At 71.2% G+C, this 18,277-nt stretch carries 20 protein-coding genes; 8 read left to right on the forward strand and 12 right to left on the reverse strand.

The features are described from left to right. Window positions 1–67: 67 nt before the first annotated feature. Window positions 68–280 (reverse strand): DUF397 domain-containing protein, encoded by a 213-nt coding sequence (locus ACZ6SA_RS01055; protein WP_465825924.1) that lies wholly within the window; start codon window positions 278–280, stop codon window positions 68–70. Between the two features lie 144 nt (window positions 281–424). Between ACZ6SA_RS01055 and ACZ6SA_RS01060 the strand changes: the two genes are divergently transcribed. Next, window positions 425–685 carry a GntR family transcriptional regulator gene (locus ACZ6SA_RS01060; protein ID WP_132633395.1) on the forward strand — a complete coding sequence of 87 codons (261 nt, stop codon included), beginning with the start codon at window positions 425–427 and terminating at the stop codon, window positions 683–685. A 22-nt stretch (window positions 686–707) separates the two neighbouring features. Here the strand turns inward: ACZ6SA_RS01060 and ACZ6SA_RS01065 are convergent, their stop codons facing one another. After that, window positions 708–1,682 (reverse strand): serine hydrolase domain-containing protein, encoded by a 975-nt coding sequence (locus ACZ6SA_RS01065; protein ID WP_465825925.1) that lies wholly within the window; start codon window positions 1,680–1,682, stop codon window positions 708–710. An 86-nt stretch (window positions 1,683–1,768) separates the two neighbouring features. Between ACZ6SA_RS01065 and ACZ6SA_RS01070 the strand changes: the two genes are divergently transcribed. Continuing rightward, window positions 1,769–2,152, forward strand: a complete 384-nt coding sequence (locus ACZ6SA_RS01070; protein WP_465825927.1) for a VOC family protein — start codon at window positions 1,769–1,771, stop codon at window positions 2,150–2,152. A 382-nt stretch (window positions 2,153–2,534) separates the two neighbouring features. Here the strand turns inward: ACZ6SA_RS01070 and ACZ6SA_RS01075 are convergent, their stop codons facing one another. The 9 genes from ACZ6SA_RS01075 to ACZ6SA_RS01115 form a co-directional block, all read right to left on the reverse strand. After that, window positions 2,535–3,050 (reverse strand): hemerythrin domain-containing protein, encoded by a 516-nt coding sequence (locus ACZ6SA_RS01075; protein ID WP_465825928.1) that lies wholly within the window; start codon window positions 3,048–3,050, stop codon window positions 2,535–2,537. Between the two features lie 29 nt (window positions 3,051–3,079). Then, the gene (locus ACZ6SA_RS01080) at window positions 3,080–3,931 is read right to left on the reverse strand and encodes an IclR family transcriptional regulator (protein WP_347642058.1); all 852 of its coding nucleotides are present in this window, start codon (window positions 3,929–3,931) and stop codon (window positions 3,080–3,082) included. Between the two features lie 60 nt (window positions 3,932–3,991). Continuing rightward, window positions 3,992–5,359, reverse strand: coding sequence for an MmgE/PrpD family protein (locus ACZ6SA_RS01085; RefSeq protein WP_465825930.1), 1,368 nt, complete (start codon window positions 5,357–5,359; stop codon window positions 3,992–3,994). A 1-nt stretch (window position 5,360) separates the two neighbouring features. Continuing rightward, window positions 5,361–6,188 (reverse strand): ABC transporter permease, encoded by an 828-nt coding sequence (locus ACZ6SA_RS01090; protein WP_347642056.1) that lies wholly within the window; start codon window positions 6,186–6,188, stop codon window positions 5,361–5,363. After that, window positions 6,181–7,005 carry an ABC transporter ATP-binding protein gene (locus ACZ6SA_RS01095; protein WP_347642055.1) on the reverse strand — a complete coding sequence of 275 codons (825 nt, stop codon included), beginning with the start codon at window positions 7,003–7,005 and terminating at the stop codon, window positions 6,181–6,183. The genes ACZ6SA_RS01090 and ACZ6SA_RS01095 overlap by 8 nt, the downstream gene beginning before the upstream one ends. Before the next feature lie 24 nt (window positions 7,006–7,029). Beyond that, on the reverse strand, window positions 7,030–8,112 hold the full coding sequence (locus ACZ6SA_RS01100; RefSeq protein WP_347642054.1) for an alpha-hydroxy acid oxidase: 1,083 nt from the start codon (window positions 8,110–8,112) through the stop codon (window positions 7,030–7,032). A 52-nt stretch (window positions 8,113–8,164) separates the two neighbouring features. Next, complete coding sequence (locus tag ACZ6SA_RS01105) at window positions 8,165–9,280, reverse strand: ABC transporter substrate-binding protein (protein ID WP_347642053.1); 1,116 nt, start codon at window positions 9,278–9,280, stop codon at window positions 8,165–8,167. A gap of 46 nt (window positions 9,281–9,326) precedes the next feature. After that, window positions 9,327–10,070 (reverse strand): maleate cis-trans isomerase family protein, encoded by a 744-nt coding sequence (locus ACZ6SA_RS01110; protein WP_443150573.1) that lies wholly within the window; start codon window positions 10,068–10,070, stop codon window positions 9,327–9,329. A gap of 161 nt (window positions 10,071–10,231) precedes the next feature. Further along, window positions 10,232–10,990, reverse strand: a complete 759-nt coding sequence (locus ACZ6SA_RS01115) for a maleate cis-trans isomerase family protein (RefSeq protein WP_465825932.1) — start codon at window positions 10,988–10,990, stop codon at window positions 10,232–10,234. A gap of 181 nt (window positions 10,991–11,171) precedes the next feature. On the opposite strand from ACZ6SA_RS01115, the gene ACZ6SA_RS01120 reads away from it, so the two are divergent. Genes ACZ6SA_RS01120 through ACZ6SA_RS01145 form a run of 6 tightly spaced genes read left to right on the forward strand, consistent with a single transcriptional unit; the run spans window position 11,172 to window position 17,092 of the window. Then, a complete protein-coding gene (locus ACZ6SA_RS01120; RefSeq protein ID WP_347642050.1) occupies window positions 11,172–11,978 on the forward strand; it encodes a hypothetical protein in 807 nt (268 codons plus the stop codon). Then, on the forward strand, window positions 11,978–12,640 hold the full coding sequence (locus ACZ6SA_RS01125) for a carboxymuconolactone decarboxylase family protein (protein WP_347642049.1): 663 nt from the start codon (window positions 11,978–11,980) through the stop codon (window positions 12,638–12,640). The genes ACZ6SA_RS01120 and ACZ6SA_RS01125 overlap by 1 nt, the downstream gene beginning before the upstream one ends. Continuing rightward, complete coding sequence (locus tag ACZ6SA_RS01130) at window positions 12,637–13,302, forward strand: SDR family NAD(P)-dependent oxidoreductase (RefSeq protein ID WP_347642048.1); 666 nt, start codon at window positions 12,637–12,639, stop codon at window positions 13,300–13,302. Before ACZ6SA_RS01125 ends, ACZ6SA_RS01130 begins: the two co-directional genes overlap by 4 nt. A 34-nt stretch (window positions 13,303–13,336) precedes the next feature. Then, entirely contained in the window at window positions 13,337–14,185 is an 849-nt protein-coding gene (locus ACZ6SA_RS01135) for a cyclase family protein (RefSeq protein WP_465825934.1), read from the forward strand. Continuing rightward, the gene (locus tag ACZ6SA_RS01140) at window positions 14,178–15,620 is read left to right on the forward strand and encodes an MmgE/PrpD family protein (protein ID WP_465825936.1); all 1,443 of its coding nucleotides are present in this window, start codon (window positions 14,178–14,180) and stop codon (window positions 15,618–15,620) included. Before ACZ6SA_RS01135 ends, ACZ6SA_RS01140 begins: the two co-directional genes overlap by 8 nt. Then, window positions 15,617–17,092, forward strand: coding sequence for a dihydroorotase (locus tag ACZ6SA_RS01145; protein ID WP_443150567.1), 1,476 nt, complete (start codon window positions 15,617–15,619; stop codon window positions 17,090–17,092). The genes ACZ6SA_RS01140 and ACZ6SA_RS01145 overlap by 4 nt, the downstream gene beginning before the upstream one ends. Before the next feature lie 20 nt (window positions 17,093–17,112). On the opposite strand, the gene ACZ6SA_RS01150 is transcribed toward ACZ6SA_RS01145, so the two are convergent. Beyond that, window positions 17,113–18,207: an aminotransferase class V-fold PLP-dependent enzyme gene (locus ACZ6SA_RS01150; RefSeq protein WP_465826627.1), complete on the reverse strand. Its 1,095-nt coding sequence runs from the start codon at window positions 18,205–18,207 to the stop codon at window positions 17,113–17,115. Window positions 18,208–18,277 lie beyond the last annotated feature (70 nt).

The raw sequence follows: 18,277 nt of genomic DNA on the forward strand, positions 1-18,277 counted from the left end.
AGAGTTGCGAGGGCGGTGGTCCCTGTCTGCTTCGATCAGGCAGGGACCGCCGTTCATCGCGCAGTTCCTAGAGAGTGGACAACCCGGCGGCGCGAAGCTCGTCACCGGTGAACCGGAGCGTCCCGGCATCCGGGTTCTTCGAGTCACGCAGCGCGTAGGCGTCCTCCACTCCCGGGATCGGGGCGATCAGGACACACGACTCCATGTCCTCCTCCTGCTGGTTCCCGCCACACACCCGATGGAACGACACCTCCCCGAGGTGACTGCCGTACAGATCCATGTGCTCTCCTCTAGATCAGGCCAGAAGCCGCTGGTCACGGCCGACTCTAGCGCAACCTGTTAGGTGCTGTCATGTGATGTAAGCTGAATTCATGTACATACAGCTTCTATGGCGTGAGGTCAATAGCCCTTTAGCGTTATCAGCGTGACCGATCACGATGAGTTCGCGTGGGATCAGACGCTCTACAAGTACGAGCAGATCGCTCAGGTCATCGCCGAGCGGATCCGTAAGGACGTCTACCCGCCGCAGTCCGTCCTGAGCGAGGTGCGCTTCGAGGACGAGTTCGGCGTTTCCCGGCCCACCGTGCGCCTCGCCTTCAAGCTCCTCCGGGAAGAAGGACTGATCGTCACCAGGCGCGGCAAGGGGTCCGTCGTCGTGCACAAGGACCACCGCCCGCCGCGCTGACCCGTACGAACAAGCCACCCGGTCACGGCTGCACGAAAGCGGGCCCACCCGGCTCGATCGCTCTGATCACCTCGTCGAGAAGGCTGCCCATGAGCGGGACCCGGCGTTCGGTATGGTCGTCGATCGCCAGCAGGGCCACGCTCACGCCCAGGCCGGGCACCCGGGCGTGCAGGGCGCGCAGACGGGACCAGCCTCCCCCGTGCCGGTAGACGCGGTGGCCGGCGTGTGACCGGACGCCGATCCCCCAGGCGTAGTCGATCGATGTTCCGTCGTCGAGCCGTCCCGGGGTCTGCATGAGCTCTGAGATGCCGAGCGCATCGGCGTTGAGCGCCTGGCCCCAGCGCAGCAGGTCGCTGAGCGTCGTCCACACACCTCCGTCACCAAGGGACAGCGGGGCAGGACGAGGGCGGGCAAGCGGTGCGGCACCTGGGGGTGTGGGGCCGGGCCCGGACCAGTAGCGGGTGTCGGCCATCCCCAGCGGGGAGAAGAGGTGGCGCTGGGCGAAGTCAGGCAACGCTGTGTCCGCCGCTCTTTCCACCACCGCGGCCAGGCAGACGTATCCGGCGTTGGAATAGACGTGTGCCGTTCCCGGCCGGCGGTCCAGGACGTCGAATCGGGCGAGCGCGTCGATGACGTCGGAGGTGGTCCGGTCGGCGTCGCCGACGGTGGCATCGATCCTCGCGTCGGCGGGCAAGGCCGCTGTGTGATGGACGAGGTGACGCACCCGGACGGTGGCGGCCCACGCCGGCAGGCGGGGCAACCAGCGAGACAGGGGCGATTCCAGGTCGAGCGCCCCCTGTTGGGCGAGCAGCGCCGCGCAGGCAGCGGTCATCTGCTTCGACAGCGACGCGGCGTAGATACGGGTCGTGGCGGTCACCGGCTGATCGGCGGCGGTCACCCCTTGGGCCAGGACCACCGGCGGCTCGTCGTGTCGCTGCACCCCGACGACGATGGGTTCGTCGCCGCGGTAGCCGGCTCCGGAGACAAGCGCCGTCATACGTTGCTGCGGCGGGAACACATCCTGATTCTTCCAATGCCGTCGGCCCCGGGCTACCCAGATCCGCGGTGCTGCAGAATGTCTGCATGGTCTCGGTGGTGCAGAACGTGGCGATCGATTGTGTGGATGCGTACGGACTCGCCCGGTTCTGGAGTCAGGTAACCGGCTGGCCCATGCATCCTGAAGACAGGCCCGGAGACGAGGAGACGCAGGTCCTGCTACCGCAGGGGCCACTCCTGCACTTCAACCAAGTGCCGGAGCGCAAGACGAGCAAGAATCGGCTCCACCTCTGCCTGCGTCCCGAGACCTCGCGCGAACAGGAGGTCGATCGCCTCCTGGGGCTGGGCGCCACGTTCGTCGCCGACCACCGCAATCCCGATGGCACGGGCTGGGCCATTCTCGCCGACCCCGAGGGCAACGAGTTCTGCGTCCTTCGCAGCGAGCCCGAACGGGCCGCGACAACCCCGTAAGGCCGCTGAGTAACCCCGGCGGGCCGGGCATGACGACCCGACGGCGTCTACTGGTTCAGCGGCGGGCTGGATATACCTGTCCCGCCCGGGAGGTCCGCGCCGAATTGCGCGATGACCGCGTCCATGTCCAGCGGGGCGGAGGCCTCGCGGGTCACCTCGGCGATCCTGTCGGCGGGCACCAGCCAGCACACTTCGAACTGCAGGCCGTCCGGGTCGCTGGCGTACAGCGACTTGGTGGTGCCGTGGTCGATCTGGGGTGATCTCCGGTTGACCGCTCACTCGGAGCCGGCGAAAGGCGTACGCGCCGCGTCGGGAACTATCCGGGGCATCACGGTTGCGAAATTACTCACCTGGGGCGGATCCGTGAAGGCCCCGGAGAATGTCAGGCGTCGTTGTCGATCAGCAGGAAGTCGGGCCGGTTGTCGCGCCATTCGGGCACGTCCATGGAGTTCAGGACTGAGATCAGCTTCTTCTCCTCGTAGATGAAGTGCGTCTGCATGACCGCCGACAGCGCCCCCACCTCCTCGCGCACCTTGGCCGCCGTGGCAGGGTCCGGCTCTTCGGGGAGGGAGTCGAGGAGCTTGCGCAGGTTCCCCATGAGCCAGTCGATCTGGTTGTGGTCGGTACGCAGGTCGGAGAGCACCTTGCGCAACTCGGGGAACTCCTCGGCGATCGCCGGGAACGCGCCCTTGTCCTCGCCGGTGTGGTGGCGGGTCAGCGCAGTGCAGAAGGACAGGCAGTGGGCGCGCAGGTCACGGGGCGGCATGCCCTTGCCGTCCACGTAGTCGTCGATGCCGTCCTGGAGGTCGTCCAGCATCTCGCGCAACCAGAGGTGCACCTCCAGCAGCTGCGTACCCAGTGCGGTGAGGCGCTCGCCCGCCCCGGAACGCGTGTTCACCCAGTCTCTTCCCTCGCCTGAAACGCCCGCTAGGACCGGGCGCTCCCGTGCCCGATCTCGCGGGACACGGCGCGGGCCGCCTCGGCCACCGCGGCCCCGTGACGCAGAATGTGCTCCGCGAACCGCTCCCGCGGCCCGCACAGCGAGATGGAGCCGACGACCTCGCCCCACGCGTCGCGGATGGCGGTCGCGACGCTGGCCGCGCCGGCCTGGCGCTCGCCGTAGCTCACCGCGTACCCTCGCTGGCGGATCTCGGCGATGTCGTCGCGGAGCGCGTCGGCCGACGTGATCGTCCGCGAGGTGAAACTGGCCCGCGCGTGCTGGGCGAGGAACTCTTCGATCGTCTCGTCGGACAGCACGGCCAGGATCGCCTTCGACGAAGATCCCGCGTGCAGTGGGTACATCCGGCCGAGCGCCACCGACATCCGCACCTCGTGCGGGGAGAGCACCTGATCGACGTAGACCCGCTGCCAGCCCTGGCGGATGGAGAGCGTGGCGGTCTCGCCGCTGGCCTCCACCAGGCGCGCGAGGTGGGGGCGGGCGGTTCTGGGCACGTCGAGTGTGCGGAGCGCCGCAAGCCCCACGGTGAGCGCGCCCGGGCCGAGCCGGTACTGCTTGGTCGTGGTGTCGAAGGCGAGGAAGGCGTCGGCCGCCAGTTCCTTGAGGATCCGGTGGGCGACCGTCTTGGGCATCTGGAGGTCACGCGCGATCGCCGACACCCCGAGCGCCTCCGGTGCCTTCGAGGCGAGCAGGTTGATGATCGAGAACGTCCGGGCCAGCCCTGACCGAGCCCGGCCGGCGGCCTCGGGATCGGCGCCGACCGGCGGCTGGGGCTGCGCGACCGCGTCCACGACGGTGGGGACGATGCTCGACGCGGTCATCTCACAACCTCCTTCACACGATGGTCGACACCAATGGTGCCGAAAGATCGAGCAGACACGTTAATCGGACGACCGCACCGTCCGCATCAGGTTGTCCACATCTGTCTCCGGCACAGCGGCCGCCTCGTCGATCAGCCGGTCGACGAGTGTTTCCGGCCAGACGCCGGCCAGCAGCCGCCGCACCTTGCCGGCCACACGATCGAAGCCGAGGGGGTTCCCTGCGTGCCCGCTCGCGGCGAGCACCTCGACGGTGGCCTGCCTCCCACCGCGGGCCGTGAGCCGGATCCGGGCGCCGAGATGCCGGGGCGGCAGGCGGTCGAGCCGGTGGTCGACAACGAGCCGCGTCACCGACTGCAGGCGACGGAGCTCCGGGTCGGCGATCTGCTCGGCATCGAGGTGCGAGAGGTCGAATCCCCCGTCGCGCACCCCGCACGCGATCACGTACGGCGTGCTCATGCTCGCCGCCAGCGCCGTCGCCGGGTGCCTCCGGCCGAGCACGTCGACCATCTCGCGGAACCCCCAGCCGTCGATCGCGACGATCTCCGCCGCGTCGCAGCCGAGCTCGCCGCGGGCGGCCACCGCGGCTTCCAGAGCGGCGTGCGTCGCGCCGGAGGACGGATAAAGCTTCTGGCCCGACTGCATCAGCATCGGCTCGCCACCCAGGCCATCGGTGAGAACGCCGAGGTCGATCCGGTCCGAGGCCGCTGCCAGGTAACCGCGCTCGGCCGCCAGCGGCTCGTCCGTGGCCCGCAGCCCGGCCCGCGCGCCGAGCGCGGCGAGCAGCCCTTCCCTGGACGCCTGGCCTGAGAGCGCGTACCAGGCGTCGGAGAAGTACGCGGCGCCGACCACGCCGGCCGCGGCGTTCACGGCCAGGCCCAAGGCCGCGTGGTAGACGTCGGCGCGCTGCTCGCCGGCGACCTTGAGGGCGGCCACGGCGGCGGCGGCGGTGTTGCAACCGCCGCGGGGATGCCAGCCGCGGTCGAACGCGGAGCGGCCGAGGGCCGAGCCGATCCGCATCGCGACCTCGTAGCCGACCACGGCCGCCTCGACCAGGGCTGTGCCGGGCGCCCGTACCTCTTCGCCGCGCGCGAGCAGGGCGGGGAACGTGCCGACGCCCGGATGCCCGAGTGAGCCGTGCCAGACGTCGTCGAGGTTGGGGCCGGACGAGCCGGCGACGCCGTTGAGGAAGGCCGCCCGGTCAGGTGCGACGCGCAGCGAGGTGCCGGTCACGGTGCTCACACCGGGCTCGCCGCCCGCCAGGCCGAGCTCGGCCGCGGCCCAGCGCCGGTGGTGCTCGCGGGTGCTGCCGAGCACCGCCACCCCGAGGTGGTCGAGCAGCAGCCCGCGTACGCGGTCCACCACGCCGGGCGGCAGCGCGTCGTACCGTACGCCGGCGGCCCAGCGGGCGAGGTATGCGGTGGGATGCATGTCAGCCCTGCTTCCACCGGGTCGCCCAGCGCTCCACCATGATGATCAGCTGGGAGAGCAGGACCGACACGAACGCGACCAGGGCGACGCCGGCCAGCACGCCGGTCGTGTTGAAGAAGGAGGCGGCGTTGGCGATGATGTAGCCGATGCCCTGGTTGGACGAGATCAGCTCGCCGACGACGGCGCCGATCACGGCCTGGGGCACGGCGATGCGCAGACCGGTCATCACCCACACCGCGGCCGACGGCATGATCACCCGGCGATAGATGGTCAGCCGGTTGGCTCCCATGATCCGCAGCGAGTCGATGTAGAGGGGGTCGACGTCACGCGCGCCGGTGAAGGTGTTGTAGAAGACCAGGAAGAACGAGATCAGACCGACAAGGACGATCTTGGACCCGAACCCGATGCCGAACCAGAGCACGAACAGCGGCGCGAGGGCCAGCTTCGGCATGCTGTAGACGACCGTGACGAACGGGTTGAGTATGGCCGCCGTGGTCGGCAGCCGGCCCAGGGTGAAGCCCACGACCACGCCGACCACGCTGCCCACCAGCAGGCCGGCGCCGAACTCCTGCAACGTGATCAACAGGTGCACCCAGATCGAGCCCGTACTGAACCATTCGGCCAGCTGCTGCCCGATGGCGCTGGGCGAGCTGGAGAAGAACGGGTCGATCACCCGGCCGGACAGCCACTCCCATGAACCGAGCCAGACGATCACCACCACGATCTGCCCCAGGGCGATCGTGACCTTCGGGCTGAGCTTGCGACGTGGGTGCGAGCCGGCCGGCGGGTCGGCCACGACACTCTTGGCGAGCGTCTCCGTGTCACTCATCGTTGGCCATCTCCTTGTCAGCGGCGTGGATCTCCTGCCCGAGGTTCTGCCAGACCCGGCGCCGGACCTCCTGGTACCCAGACGTGAACTGCAGTTGCTCCAGGTCGCGCGGCCGGGCCAGGTCGACCTCGATCTCGTCGATGATGCGGGCGGGGCGGGCGCTCATCACCACGACCCGGTCGGCCAGCGTGATGGCCTCGTCCATGTCGTGGGTGACGAACAGGACCGCCGCCCCGAGCTTCTCCGTCAGGGCGAGGAGCTCGGCCTGCATGCGCAGCCGCAGGATCGCGTCGAGCGCGCCGAACGGCTCGTCCAGCAACAGCGTCTCCGGCTCGTACACGAGTGCCTGGGCGAGGCCGACCCGCTTGCGCATGCCGCCGGACAGACCCGCCGGGTAGGTCTTCTCGAAGCCTTTGAGTCCGACCATCTCGACGTAGGCGGCGGTCCTTGCCAGCCGCTCCCGCGCGGGCATGTGACGGATCTGCAGCGGGAGCTCGATGTTCTCCGCGACGGTCAGCCACGGCAGGATCGAGTCCCGCTGGGTCATGTACCCGATGCTGGTGTTCGGGCCGTCGATGCTCTCGCCGCGGTAGGTCAGCGTCCCGCTGGTCGGCGCGATCAGGCCGGAGACCATGTTCAGGAGCGTCGACTTGCCGCAGCCGGACGGGCCCAGCAGCGCGACGAACTCGCCCTGCCTGAGCGTGAAGTCCACATGGGACAGGGCGTTCACCGCGCCGCGGCGCCCGTGGTAGGTCATGGACACGCCCTCCGCCGACACGACGGCGGCAGGGGCTTGTCCGGGCTGTTCTGCGTGCATCCGCATCTCCCTGGGTTCCGCTCGTCAGGCCGGCTGGAGCATGGACCGGTCGACCTCGGCCACGCTCGACCGTCCGAGCAGCGCGAGCGACTTCACCATCTCCGCCGCCAGCATCTCCAGGGCCAGGCGTACCCCGTCCCGGCCGCCGGCGCAGAGCCCCATGGCCGCCAGGCGGCCGATCACCACGAGGTCGGCGCCGAGGGCGAGGGCCTTCAGCACGTCGGTGCCGCGCCGGATGCCGCCGTCGACGGCGACGCTGATCCGGCCGCCGACCGCCTCGACCACCTCAGGCAACTGCCGCAGCGTGGCGGGCGTGCAATCGAGCTGGCGTCCGCCGTGGTTGCTGACGATGACGCCGTCGGCGCCCATCTCCGCGGCGAGGAGGGCGTCCTCGCCGGTCATGACGCCCTTGATCACTACCGGCAGCGAGGTCTCGCCGAGCGCCTCCGCCAGGTAGTCGAACGTCCACACCGGCTGGGTCATGGCGCGGAACTCGCCGAACATCTCCGCCGCGTGCTCCTCCTCACCGCGGTAGTTGCCGCGCATGACGTCCTCGTACACGAACTGGTTGGCGAGGTTGCGGTCACGGTAGCCCGCGGTCGGGCAGTCGGCGGTGATGACGAGGCCGCGGTAGCCGGCCGACTCGGCCCGGCGGACCAGCCGCCGGAAGTTGGCGAGACTCCCGACCGGATGCAGCTGGAACATCAGCGCCGCGTCGGGCGCCACCTCGCGGATCTTCTCCAGCGGGTGGGTGGAGACGTGCGGCGCCAGGGCGAGCGCGCCGGCGTCCTGCGCGGCCCCCGCCACGGCCAGCTGGCCCTCCGGGTGGAACACGCCGTCAGCGCCGAACGGCGCGGTGGCCACCGGCAGCCGCAACGGCCAGCCGAGGTAGGTCGTCTCCAGCGACGGCGGCTTGCTGCCGGAGAGGATCCGCGGCCGGAAGGTCCACCGGTCGAACTCGCCGGTGTTGGCGGCGACACTGCGCTCGGCGCCGGCGCCGCCCTCCAGGAAGTCCCACACGGCCCGGCGCGCCCCATTGCGGGCGGCGGCCTCGAGATCCCCGAAGTTCTTGATATGGGTGGAGTTCACCCCTGGTACCACAGTCACGTTCGCCTCTTGTTCGGGAAGCCGACGCCGGGCCGGCTACGGGTGGGTGCGGTCAGGTGGAGGTGCCGACCTTGTCGAGGGCCTCCTGCGCGAATTTGGCGTTCCAGCTGTCCTCGAAGCCGATCTTCTTGGCCGCGGCCGCCTCGCTGACGCTTCCGTTGATCTCGAACGCGGTGACGACGAACTCTCTGGCCTGCTCGAACTGGGGCTGGGTGGGGACGACGCTGTCGGCGTAGATCGGGTAGTTCGCCTCGAACGCCGTCTTGAAGACCTCGGGCCTGATGTCGGTGAAGAGACCGGCGAGCAGGTCGCGGAACGCGTCCTTCTCGGCCTTGATGAAGTTGAGCGAGCGCTGGATCGCCCGGCAGTAGGCGCCGATGGCGTCCGGGTTCCGCTCCAGGAATTCCTGCTTGCACGAGGCCACGATGTAGGGGAAGCCGACCAGCGGCTCGACCGGGTCCGTCGACATGTCGAACAGGTACTTCATGCCGAGGTCGGCAATCGCCTGGTCCGAGATCGGCGACGAGATCGCCATGCCGTCGATCTGCTTGTTCTGGACCGCCGCGAGCATCGCCGATCCGCCGCCCTGAATGGGCACGATCTTGAGGTCCTTGTTGGGGTCGAGCTTGCCCAGGTTGCGGGAGACGTACCGGATGAGCAGGTCCGGCGTGCCGGCGACGCCGGTGGACGCGAGTCGCATGCCGCGCATGGCCGCGGCCCGCTGCTCCGCGGTGCTGGCCTCGGTGAGGCCGGCCTTCTCGAACGCCTCAGCGCTGATGACGACGTTGGTGGCGAGCGTGGTCAGCATGTTGCAGAAGCTGATCAGCGGCTGGCCCACCGCGGTGGACTTCATCGTGTCCATCGGTGCGCCGACGACGAAGTCGGCGTCGCCGGAGAGCACGATGTTGGCCACGACGCCCTGCCCTGCGACCCTGCCCTTCTGGTTCAGCCCTTCGTCCGCGAAGTAGCCGTTCGTCTCGGCGACGAGGAACGGCGCCCAGATGTAGGAGACGGCGGTCGAGCGTATCGTCGAGTAGGCCCCGCCGTCGTCACCTCCCGCGGTCGGCGCGCCAGGAGGGCGGGAGCACGCGGCCAGCAGGCCGCCGGCTCCGGCCAGCGCGCCGAGTCTGATCAGGTGGCGGCGGGAGAGGTGGGTTCGGTGCGACATGCTTGCTGCTCCAAGGGTGAGTGCCGGAGGAAGCGTGGTGGCGGGCTCAGAGCCGGCCGAGGGAGCCGAACGCGGCCGGTGACTCGCCGAGGCCGGCCGCCCGGAAGGCCGCCCAGATGCTCGCCTGGTTGGCCGTGACCACGGGTACGGCGAGGTCGCGTTCGAGTTCCGCGACGAGCCCGAGGGTCGACAGGTTCGTGCAGCTGATGAAGAGTGCCTCGGCATCGGGATGTGCGGCGGCGCGGGCGAGCCGGTAGACCACCTCCTCCGACTGCTGCGCGATGGCCGAGACGGGAGTGCGGGCGAGGGGGAAGTGCTCGGTACGCTCCCGCAGGCCGAGGCCGACGAGGCTGACCACGTCGAGACCGTGCGCCGCGAAGAAGGCGCGTAGCCGCTCGTTGATGGTGTCGTCGTAGGGGGTGGCGACGGCGATCCTGGTGACGCCGAGCGCCCGGAGTGCCGTGACGCCGGCGCCCGACGCGGACAGCGCCGGGCAGCCGACCCGTTCGGCGATCCGGTTCACCAGGTCGGATTCGTATTCGTGACCGCCGACGAAGCTGCCGGAGGTGCAGCCGAAGACGACGACGTCGGCGTCCAGTTCGGAGAGCTGCCCGGCTGCCCGCAGCGAGTCGTGGGCCATCTGGACCAGGCCGTCGGGGTCGAGCCGCGGGATCACCATCCGCGCCGCGTGGGCGGATCCGCCCCGGGGCAGCACGGAGTTGATCTCGGGCTCCATCGTCATGTTGACATGGGGAATGATTAATCCGATACGGGCTCGCCAGCCGTGCATGGTTGTCACCTCCTGGCGGCCCCGGACGGGACGCGAGCTGAGGGAGCGGGATTCGTTCGCCTCTGCGGAACGTCGTTCCCTTGGAATACCCGGGACGGTAATGGCTGGCCCCGAGAACCGTCAAGGGTCGTGACACAGCCGGCGCGAGCGACAGGACCCGGTCACCGCCAGCGGCCGATCAGGTCGTTGGCCAGGCACGAAGCCTCGGCCGCCGGCGCCGGGAGACGGAGCAGGGCGCGGTACGCGGCCGCCAGGGACGACGAAAGCACCGGCACGCCCAGTTCGTCGCCGACCGTGGCGATCGCTTCGACCGTCGGCATCCCCGTTCCGCTGAGCAGCACCGCCGTATCCCGGTCGGGCCGCAGGTCACGCAGCAGTGCCGTGACCTCGTCCGGGGCGATGGCGTAGATGCCGTCCGGCGCCGGCACCTTGCGAACTCCCGCCACCGCGAGCCCGGCGGCGCTCCAGTGCGCGACCGCGAGGTCGGTCAACCAGTCCGGGTAGGGCGAGACCACCAGCACCCTGCGCCGGCGCAGCTGGGCGAGGGTCTCCAGGATCGCGCGGGCGGCAGTGAGGCCGCGCCCCGCGCCGGCCGCGTCGATCGCGTCGTGCAGCGCGGCGTCGCGATCGGGCCCCACCAGGTACGAAGAGCCCGTACAGGCGAAGTAGGCGACGTCCGGCCGCTGTCCGCGCAGGAGTTCCGCCGTGGCGGTGAGGGCGTCGTTGTAGCCGAGCAGCCGCTCCTTCAGCGCTCCGGGGATCACCGGCAGCGGTGCGGTGTGGACCGGCAGACCGCGCGGCAACAGGGCGCGCAACTCGGCCGCTACGGTCGGGTTCTCCGGCGGGACCAGCGCGCCGACGCCGCCCCAGCCGCTCTTCTCGCCCGTAGCCGCGCCGGTCGGATCCGGCTCGATACCCATGACAACCACCCGCCATCCAGTTGGGATGAATCCGCGACGTTCGGCCGGGCCGTTGACAGCCCGGGCCGTCGCACGACAGTATCCGTTTGATTCCGCCTGGGGAACCGCCGTTCGCTTCAACGGAACAATTTCGATCGAGGCTGCTCTCCGGGAACTCCGAGGCAAAGGTGCGAAGCCTGACATGTGGAACCGTCCGGACGTCGACTTCATATCGACCCATGACCTGCCGTGGACCCCGGTGTCGCCCGGGCACTTCGGCGCGGACCACGGCGGCGGATTGCGCAAGACACTGTCCGCCGACGTGGAGAACGGCGCCCGTACGGAACTGCTGGCCTTCACCAACCGGCAGCGGGGCGTGCTGCGCAGCGCGTGCGACATCTTCGTCCTCACCGGCCGGGGCACGGTCAACGACCAGCCGTACGCCCCTGGCACGTACCTGCACGCCCAGCCCCTGACCGAGCTCGACTGGGTGCCCGGCCCCGGCCGGACCGTGCTCTACTTCGGACCGCACGGCGCGCCCGACTTCGCGCCCGGTCAGGGGGCCGGCGAGCTCACGACACTGCCCGAGACCCGTGACGAGTGGGTCTCCATGAGCTGGCGCGGGGACGAGCCGCAGCCCGCGGACGTACGCATCCGGTGGCTGCGCCGCGACGAGGCCGGCATCGTCTTCCTCGTCGGCATGCTGCCCGGCTACACCGCGGTCAACGAGGAGAAACACCCCGTCTACGAGGAGTCCTTCAAGATCGCCGGCGACCTGATGCTGGGGCGCCGGGGCGTGGTCAAACCCGGTGGCTACTTCTTCCGCAGCCCGCAAACCTGGCACGGCCCGCTCTACAGCCGTACCGGCAACCTGTCCCTGATCAGGAAGAACGACTTCGGCAGCACCGACTACCGCGAGCCGCTGCCAGGACACGATCTCAACACCCTCATACCGGCCCTGTACGACCACGACGCCTCGTTGACGCCCAGCCTGACGCCGGGGCTGTGATGAGCGCGCCCGACCAGCTCGCCAGGATCCGGGCCGAGCGCGGTTACACGCTGTCGTACCACGAGATCTACGCCCGCACGGAGCCCGGCTTCCTCGACGCCTACACCCGGCTCTACCGGAGCTTCACCCTCGACGCGCGCCACCTCTCCGCCCGCGAGCGGGAGCTGATCTGGGTGGGCCTCCTCGTCGCCGACGAGGAGGCGGTGGGCACACTGCACGTCGAGCGCGGCTTCGAGGCGGGACTGACCGCCGACGAGATGGCGCAGGCCGTCGCCGTGGCCGGCGCCGTCGCCGCGTGGCGGCCGATCTTCTTCGCCGCGCGGTCCTGGGCGCACGCCCTGCCGATGGACGGCCACGAACGGTACGCCGCACTCCTCGCCGCCGCCGCCCCCGGCCTGTCCGAGCGCGAGGTCGACCTCATCGCGGTGGTGGTGCACGCGGTGCACCAGCAGGAGGACCCGTTCCTGCACCACCTCGACCGGCTGTACGCGGCCGGGGTCGAGGAACGCGACGTGGCCGAGGCGATCAGCTATCTGCTGCTGCCGCGCGGGGCGAACGCGCTGCTCTGGGCCACCGACCTGTGGCTGGCCGCCGTCGACTCCGGCCGCGTCGCGCCCGCCGCCGACCTGACCGGCGTCAATACCGAGACCCGCCGGTCATGACCGCGCTGGTGGTGGGTGGCCGGGGGGCGATCGGATCGGCCGTGGCCGAAACCCTGCGCAGGGACGGCGACACCGTTCACGTCCTCGACCGGGCCGACGGCGTGGACGCCGCCGACCCGCGACAGGTCCAGGAGTTCCTGGACGCGTTGCCCGCGGCGCCGACCCGCCTGGCGCACGTCGCCGGGTCCGTCGGCTACGGCGGTCTGCTGGACGTCTCGCCCGAGCAGTGGCGCGACGTCCTGGCCGACAGCCTGACCAGTTCCTTCATCGTGGTACGTGCCGTGCTGCCCGGCATGCTGGCCGCCGGCGCCGGCGCGATCGTGCTGATGAGCTCGATCAACGGGCGGCACGGGGGCAACACCCTGTCCGGTCCCGCCTACGCCGCCGCGAAGGCGGGCGTGCTGGCGCTGACCCGCAATATCGCGAAGGAGTTCGGCGGCCGGGGCGTCCGGGCCAACGCGGTCGCTCCCGGCCCCGTGCGCTCGCCGATGACCGCGCGTCTCCCGGCGCCGGAGATGGCGGACCTGGTCGGGCAGGTACCGCTCGGCCGCGCCGCTGATCCGGAGGAGGTCGCCGAGACGATCGCCTTCCTGCTCAGCGACCGGGCGAGCTACGTCAACGGGGCCACCGTCGACGTCAACGGCGGGCTGTGGACCGGATGACCGCAGGCCACACAGGACGAACAGGAGCCTACCCGTGACACCCTCGACCAACGCCTCTGCCGGAGACCCGCTCCTCGCGGCCGTCCGGCGCGGGGTCACCGTCTACGACCTGGGGCGCCGGCTCTCCGTCGGGATGCCGCAGTCCCCTAACCATCCCGCGTACTGGCACTCCCTTCCCCGACGGCACGGGGACATGGTCAGGTCCGACGGCGGCTCGGCCGCGAACGACATGATCACCATGGGCACCCACGTGGGAACCCACGTCGACGCGCTCGCCCATGTGTCGCACCTCGGCCGCCTGCACGGCGGGGCGGACGCCGTGGAAGCGGGCCAGGGCGGGCGATACGTGGACCTGGGCGCGCACACGATCGCGCCGATGGTGCGCCGTGGCGTGCTGCTCGACGTGCCCCGGGCCATCGGCGCCGGCGAGGGCTGTGGGGCCGGCTACGAGATCACCCCCGACGACCTGGCGGCCACCGAAGCGGCGCAGGGCACGCCGATCGGCGCCGGAGACGTCGCCCTGGTGCGCAGCGGCTGGGGCCGCTTCTTCGACCACCCCGATCGCACGGTCTACATGGGGCTGGAGTCCGGCGTGCCGGGAGTGGGCGAGGCCGGCGCGACATGGCTCGCCGGCCGCCGAGTGCACGCCGCCGGCGCCGACACGATCGCCTTCGAGTGCCTGCGCCCCGGCGCGGCGCACAGCGTGCTGCCCGCGCACCGGGTGCTGCTGGTCGAGCACGGCGTCTACATCATCGAGGCGATGGCGCTCGACGAACTCGCCGCCGCCGGCGTGCACGAGTTCACCTTCGTGCTGGCGCCGCTCCCGCTCTTCGGCGCGACCGGCTCACCGGTCCGCCCGCTGGCGGTGATCGGCCATGGCTGAGCCCGCGCTGGCCGAGCGCGTCGCCGCGTTCGCCGCGACCACCGCCAGGACCGGGCCCCCGGACGACGTACGGCACAGCGTCCGCCAGCGGGTGCTGGACGTGCTCGGCCTCTGCGTCGCCGCGCACCGGTTGCCCACCAGCGCCGCGGCGGTCGAGTTCGTGGCGGACCAGGGCGGCCGGTCCGAGGCGCACGCGGTGGGCCTGCCCGCCGCGGTGCCCGCGGCGCAGGCCGCCTTCGCCAACGGTGTCCTGGCCCACTCGCTCGACTACGACGACACGCACCTCCCGTCGGTGCTGCATCCGAGCGCGGGCGTGGTGCCGGCCGCGCTGGCCGCCGCGCAGGCGGCCGGCGCCACCGGCGGGCAGACGGTCGCCGCCATCGCGGTCGGGCTCGAACTGGCCGTCCGGCTGGGCATGGCCGGCTACGACCGGGAGCTGGGCAACTCGGTCTTCTTCGAGCACGGTCAGCACGCCACATCCATCTGCGGCGCGATGGGAGGCGCCGCCTCCGCGGCGCTGCTGTTCGGGCTCGGCGCCGACGGCGTCTCGCACGCCCTCGGCCTGACCGCCTCGTTCGCCTCCGGCATCATCGAGGCGAACCGGACAGGTGGCACCGTGAAACGGCTGCACTGTGGCTGGGCGGCGCACTCCGCGGTCACCGCGGCGCAACTCGTACGCCGCGGCTTCACCGGGCCGCCCACCGTCCTGGAGGGACGGTTCGGCTTCTTCCGCGCGTTCCTGCGCGACGATGCCGACCTCGGCCAGCTCACCGACGGCCTGGGCGAGCGCTGGTCGGTGCCGGAGATCTTCTTCAAGCCCTACCCGGCCAACCACTTCACCCACGCGGCGATCGACGCCGGGCTCCGGCTGCGGGAACGTGGCGTGCCGGTGGACCGGATCGCCCGGATCGAGCTGCGGGTGCCGACGGCGGTCATCCGCACCATCGGCCAGCCGATCGAGGTCAAGCGGGCGCCGGACACCGGCTACCAGGCGCAGTTCTCCGGGCCGTACGCCGTCGTCGCCGGCCTGCTCGGTGGCTCCGGGCTCGGCGTCGGGCTGGCCGACTACACCGACGAGCTGGCCCGCGACCCGCGCCGCCGCGCGCTGATGGCCACGGTGGACGTCGTCGCCGACGCGCGTTGCGACGCCATCTTCCCGTACCAGTTCCCGGCGATCGTCACGGTCCGCGCCGACGACGGCCGCGAGTGGACGGAGGAGGTGCCGGTCAACCGGGGCGGTCCGCAGCACCCGCTCACGGACGACGAACTCGCGGTCAAGTTCCGGGAGAACGTCGCGGGCCGCCTCACCGCCGAACGCGCGCGGCAGGTCGAGGGCCTCGTCCTGCGCCTGGACGACCTCGGCTCCGTCGACGAGATACTCCGGCCGCTGGCCCGCCTGGAATCCACCTCACACACACTCCGGAGGAACGCATGACGTCCATCGACGTCCTCGTGACGAACGTCCGCGTCGTACGGCACGCGTGGACCGAGCCGCGGCAGGTTGACATCGCCGTCCGCGACGGCCGCATCGTCCGCGTCGCCGCCGGCATCGACCCGGCGCCGGCCCGCACCGTGGTCGACGGGGGCGGCAAGCTCGCCTTCGCCGGCGTGGTCGACGCGCACCAGCACTGGGGCATCTACAACCCCCTTGACGAGGACGCGGCCTCGGAAAGCCGGGCGGCCGCCCAGGGCGGGGTGACCTCGGCCATCACGTACATGCGCACCGGGCAGTACTACCTCAACCGGGGCGGTGCCTACGCCGACTTCTTCCCCGACGTGCTCGCCGCCACCGCGGATCGGGCTTATGTCGACTACGCCTTCCACCTCGCGCCGATGTCGAAGCAGCACATCACCGAGATCCCCGAGCTGGTCGAGAAGCACGGCGTCACCTCGTTCAAGGTCTTCATGTTCTACGGCAGCCACGGCCTGCACGGCCGGTCGGCCGACCAGAGCCGGTTCCTGATGATCCCAGAGGACGAACGGTACGACTACGCGCACTTCGAGTTCGTGATGCGCGGCGTGCAGGCGGCTCGGGAGCGCTTCCCCGACCTGGCCGGCGAGATATCCCTGTCGCTGCACTGCGAGACGGCCGAGATCATGAACGCGTACACCCGGATGGTGGAGGAGGACGGGTCGCTGTCGGGGCTCGCCGCCTACCATGCCTCCCGGCCGCCGCACTCCGAGGGGCTGGCGGTCAGCATCGCCTCCTACCTGGCCCACGAGACCGGCCTGCCGACGATCAACCTGCTGCACCTTTCCTCGCGCAAGGCCGTCGACGCCGCCGTCCGGATGTCCCAGGCCTTCCCGCACATCGACTTCCGCCGCGAGGTCACGATCGGCCACCTCCTCGCCGACATCGACACCGCCAACGGCCTCGGCGCCAAGGTGAACCCTCCGATCCGGCCTCGCGAGGACGTCGAGGCCCTGTGGGAGTACGTGCTGGACGGAAAGATCGACTGGGTCGTCAGCGACCACGCCTGCTGCCGCGACGAGGTGAAGTTCGGCGAACCCCGCGACGACGTCTTCGTGGCCAAGTCCGGTTTCGGCGGCGCCGAATACCTGCTGCCCGGCTTGATCTCCGAGGGTGCGCGCCGTGGCCTGCCGTACCACCGGATCGCGGAGCTGACCGCGTGGAACCCGGCCAGGCGGTTCGGGCTGCGCACCAAGGGCGACATCGCCGAGGGCTTCGACGCCGACTTCTGCCTCGTGGATCCGGACCACACCTGGACCGTCAGGGCCGCCGACTCCGAGTCGGCACAGGAGTACACGCCGTTCGAGGGCTTCGAGCTGAACGCCAAGGTCACCGACACGTTCCTGCGCGGTGAGCGGGTGCTGGAAGCGGGCGAGGTCGTCGGGGCGCCACGCGGGCGTTACCTGGCCAGGGGGGTGTCAGCTTCTCGGCCGTGAACGGGCGGCCGGGTCGGTCCTCACGGTGCGCTGAGGACGCGGGCGAGCGTGCGCAGGGTTTCCGGCTCCGTGCCCGGGGCCGGCGAGACGCGGAGCACGGGCTCGCGCAGGTCCAGCGGCGCTCTGGCGACGGGGGCGGCCCCCACGAGCAGTCCCGCCCCGGCGGCGCGGGCCCTTGCGGCCTCCACCGAGTCGCCCGCCGGAGGCCGGAGGGTGACGATGGCGGAGGGTTCGTCGAGCGGCTCGGCCACCTGCCAGCCGCCGGCGCCGTGGAGGAGGTGCCGGGCCGTGCGGCCCAGGTCCGCCATGTGCTCGTGCAGGTCCGCGGGGCCGAGGTCCTGGTACTCCCGTACGGCGACGCCGAGTCCCACCCGCGACGCGATCGCTCCTTCCGAGCTCTCGTAGCGGATCGCCCCGGGCAGCGGCTCCGGAACGTCGTCCGCCCATACGTGCCCGCCGAGTGCGGGGGCGGCGGCGTCCATCCCCGCCGCGAGCCCCGGGACGATGAGGAAGCCGGCCCCGCGCGGGCCGGCGAGCCACTTGCGGGACGTGCCCACGTAGGCGGTCGCGCCGGCCCCGCTCACGTCCGTGTGGCCGAAGGACTGGCAGGCGTCCAGCACCAGCGGGACCCCGGCGGCGCGGCACAACGCGCCGGCCTCCCGCGCGGGCTGGACGACGCCCCGGTGGGAGGCGATGTGGACCAGGGTGACCAGGTCCAGTCCCGCGGCCAGCGCGGATCCGAGGCCGTCGAGGTCGAGGCGGGAGTCGGCGTCCACGGGCAGCTCGACGAGCGTCCATGAGCGGCCGGCGGCCAGGCGGCGCAGCAGCATCAGCGTGCTGCCGTACTCCGTGCGGGCGAAGCCGACGCGGCTGCCCGGCGGGAGCCGCCAGCCGCCGAGCAGCGCCGCCATGGCCGCCGTGCCGCTCTCCACGAACGCCACATCCCCGGGAGACGCGCCGTCCCCGCCTCCCCGGCCGTCCGCGCCGATCAGGGAGCCGACGCTGGAGGTCTGGCCGTCCGCGGTGATCAGGGTGGTCAGGGACGCCTTGGCCTCCGTGAGGTCGGGGGGGGGGGGGGGGGCGCCCCCCCCACCCTCGCGGCACCGGTGTCCCACCCACGCAGCCAAAACCCCCTCCCTGGGCGCGTGCTCGGCGGCACCGTCGAGGGCGAGCTAGTTGGGAGAA

The organism is Nonomuraea sp. NPDC049378 (assembly GCF_055586745.1).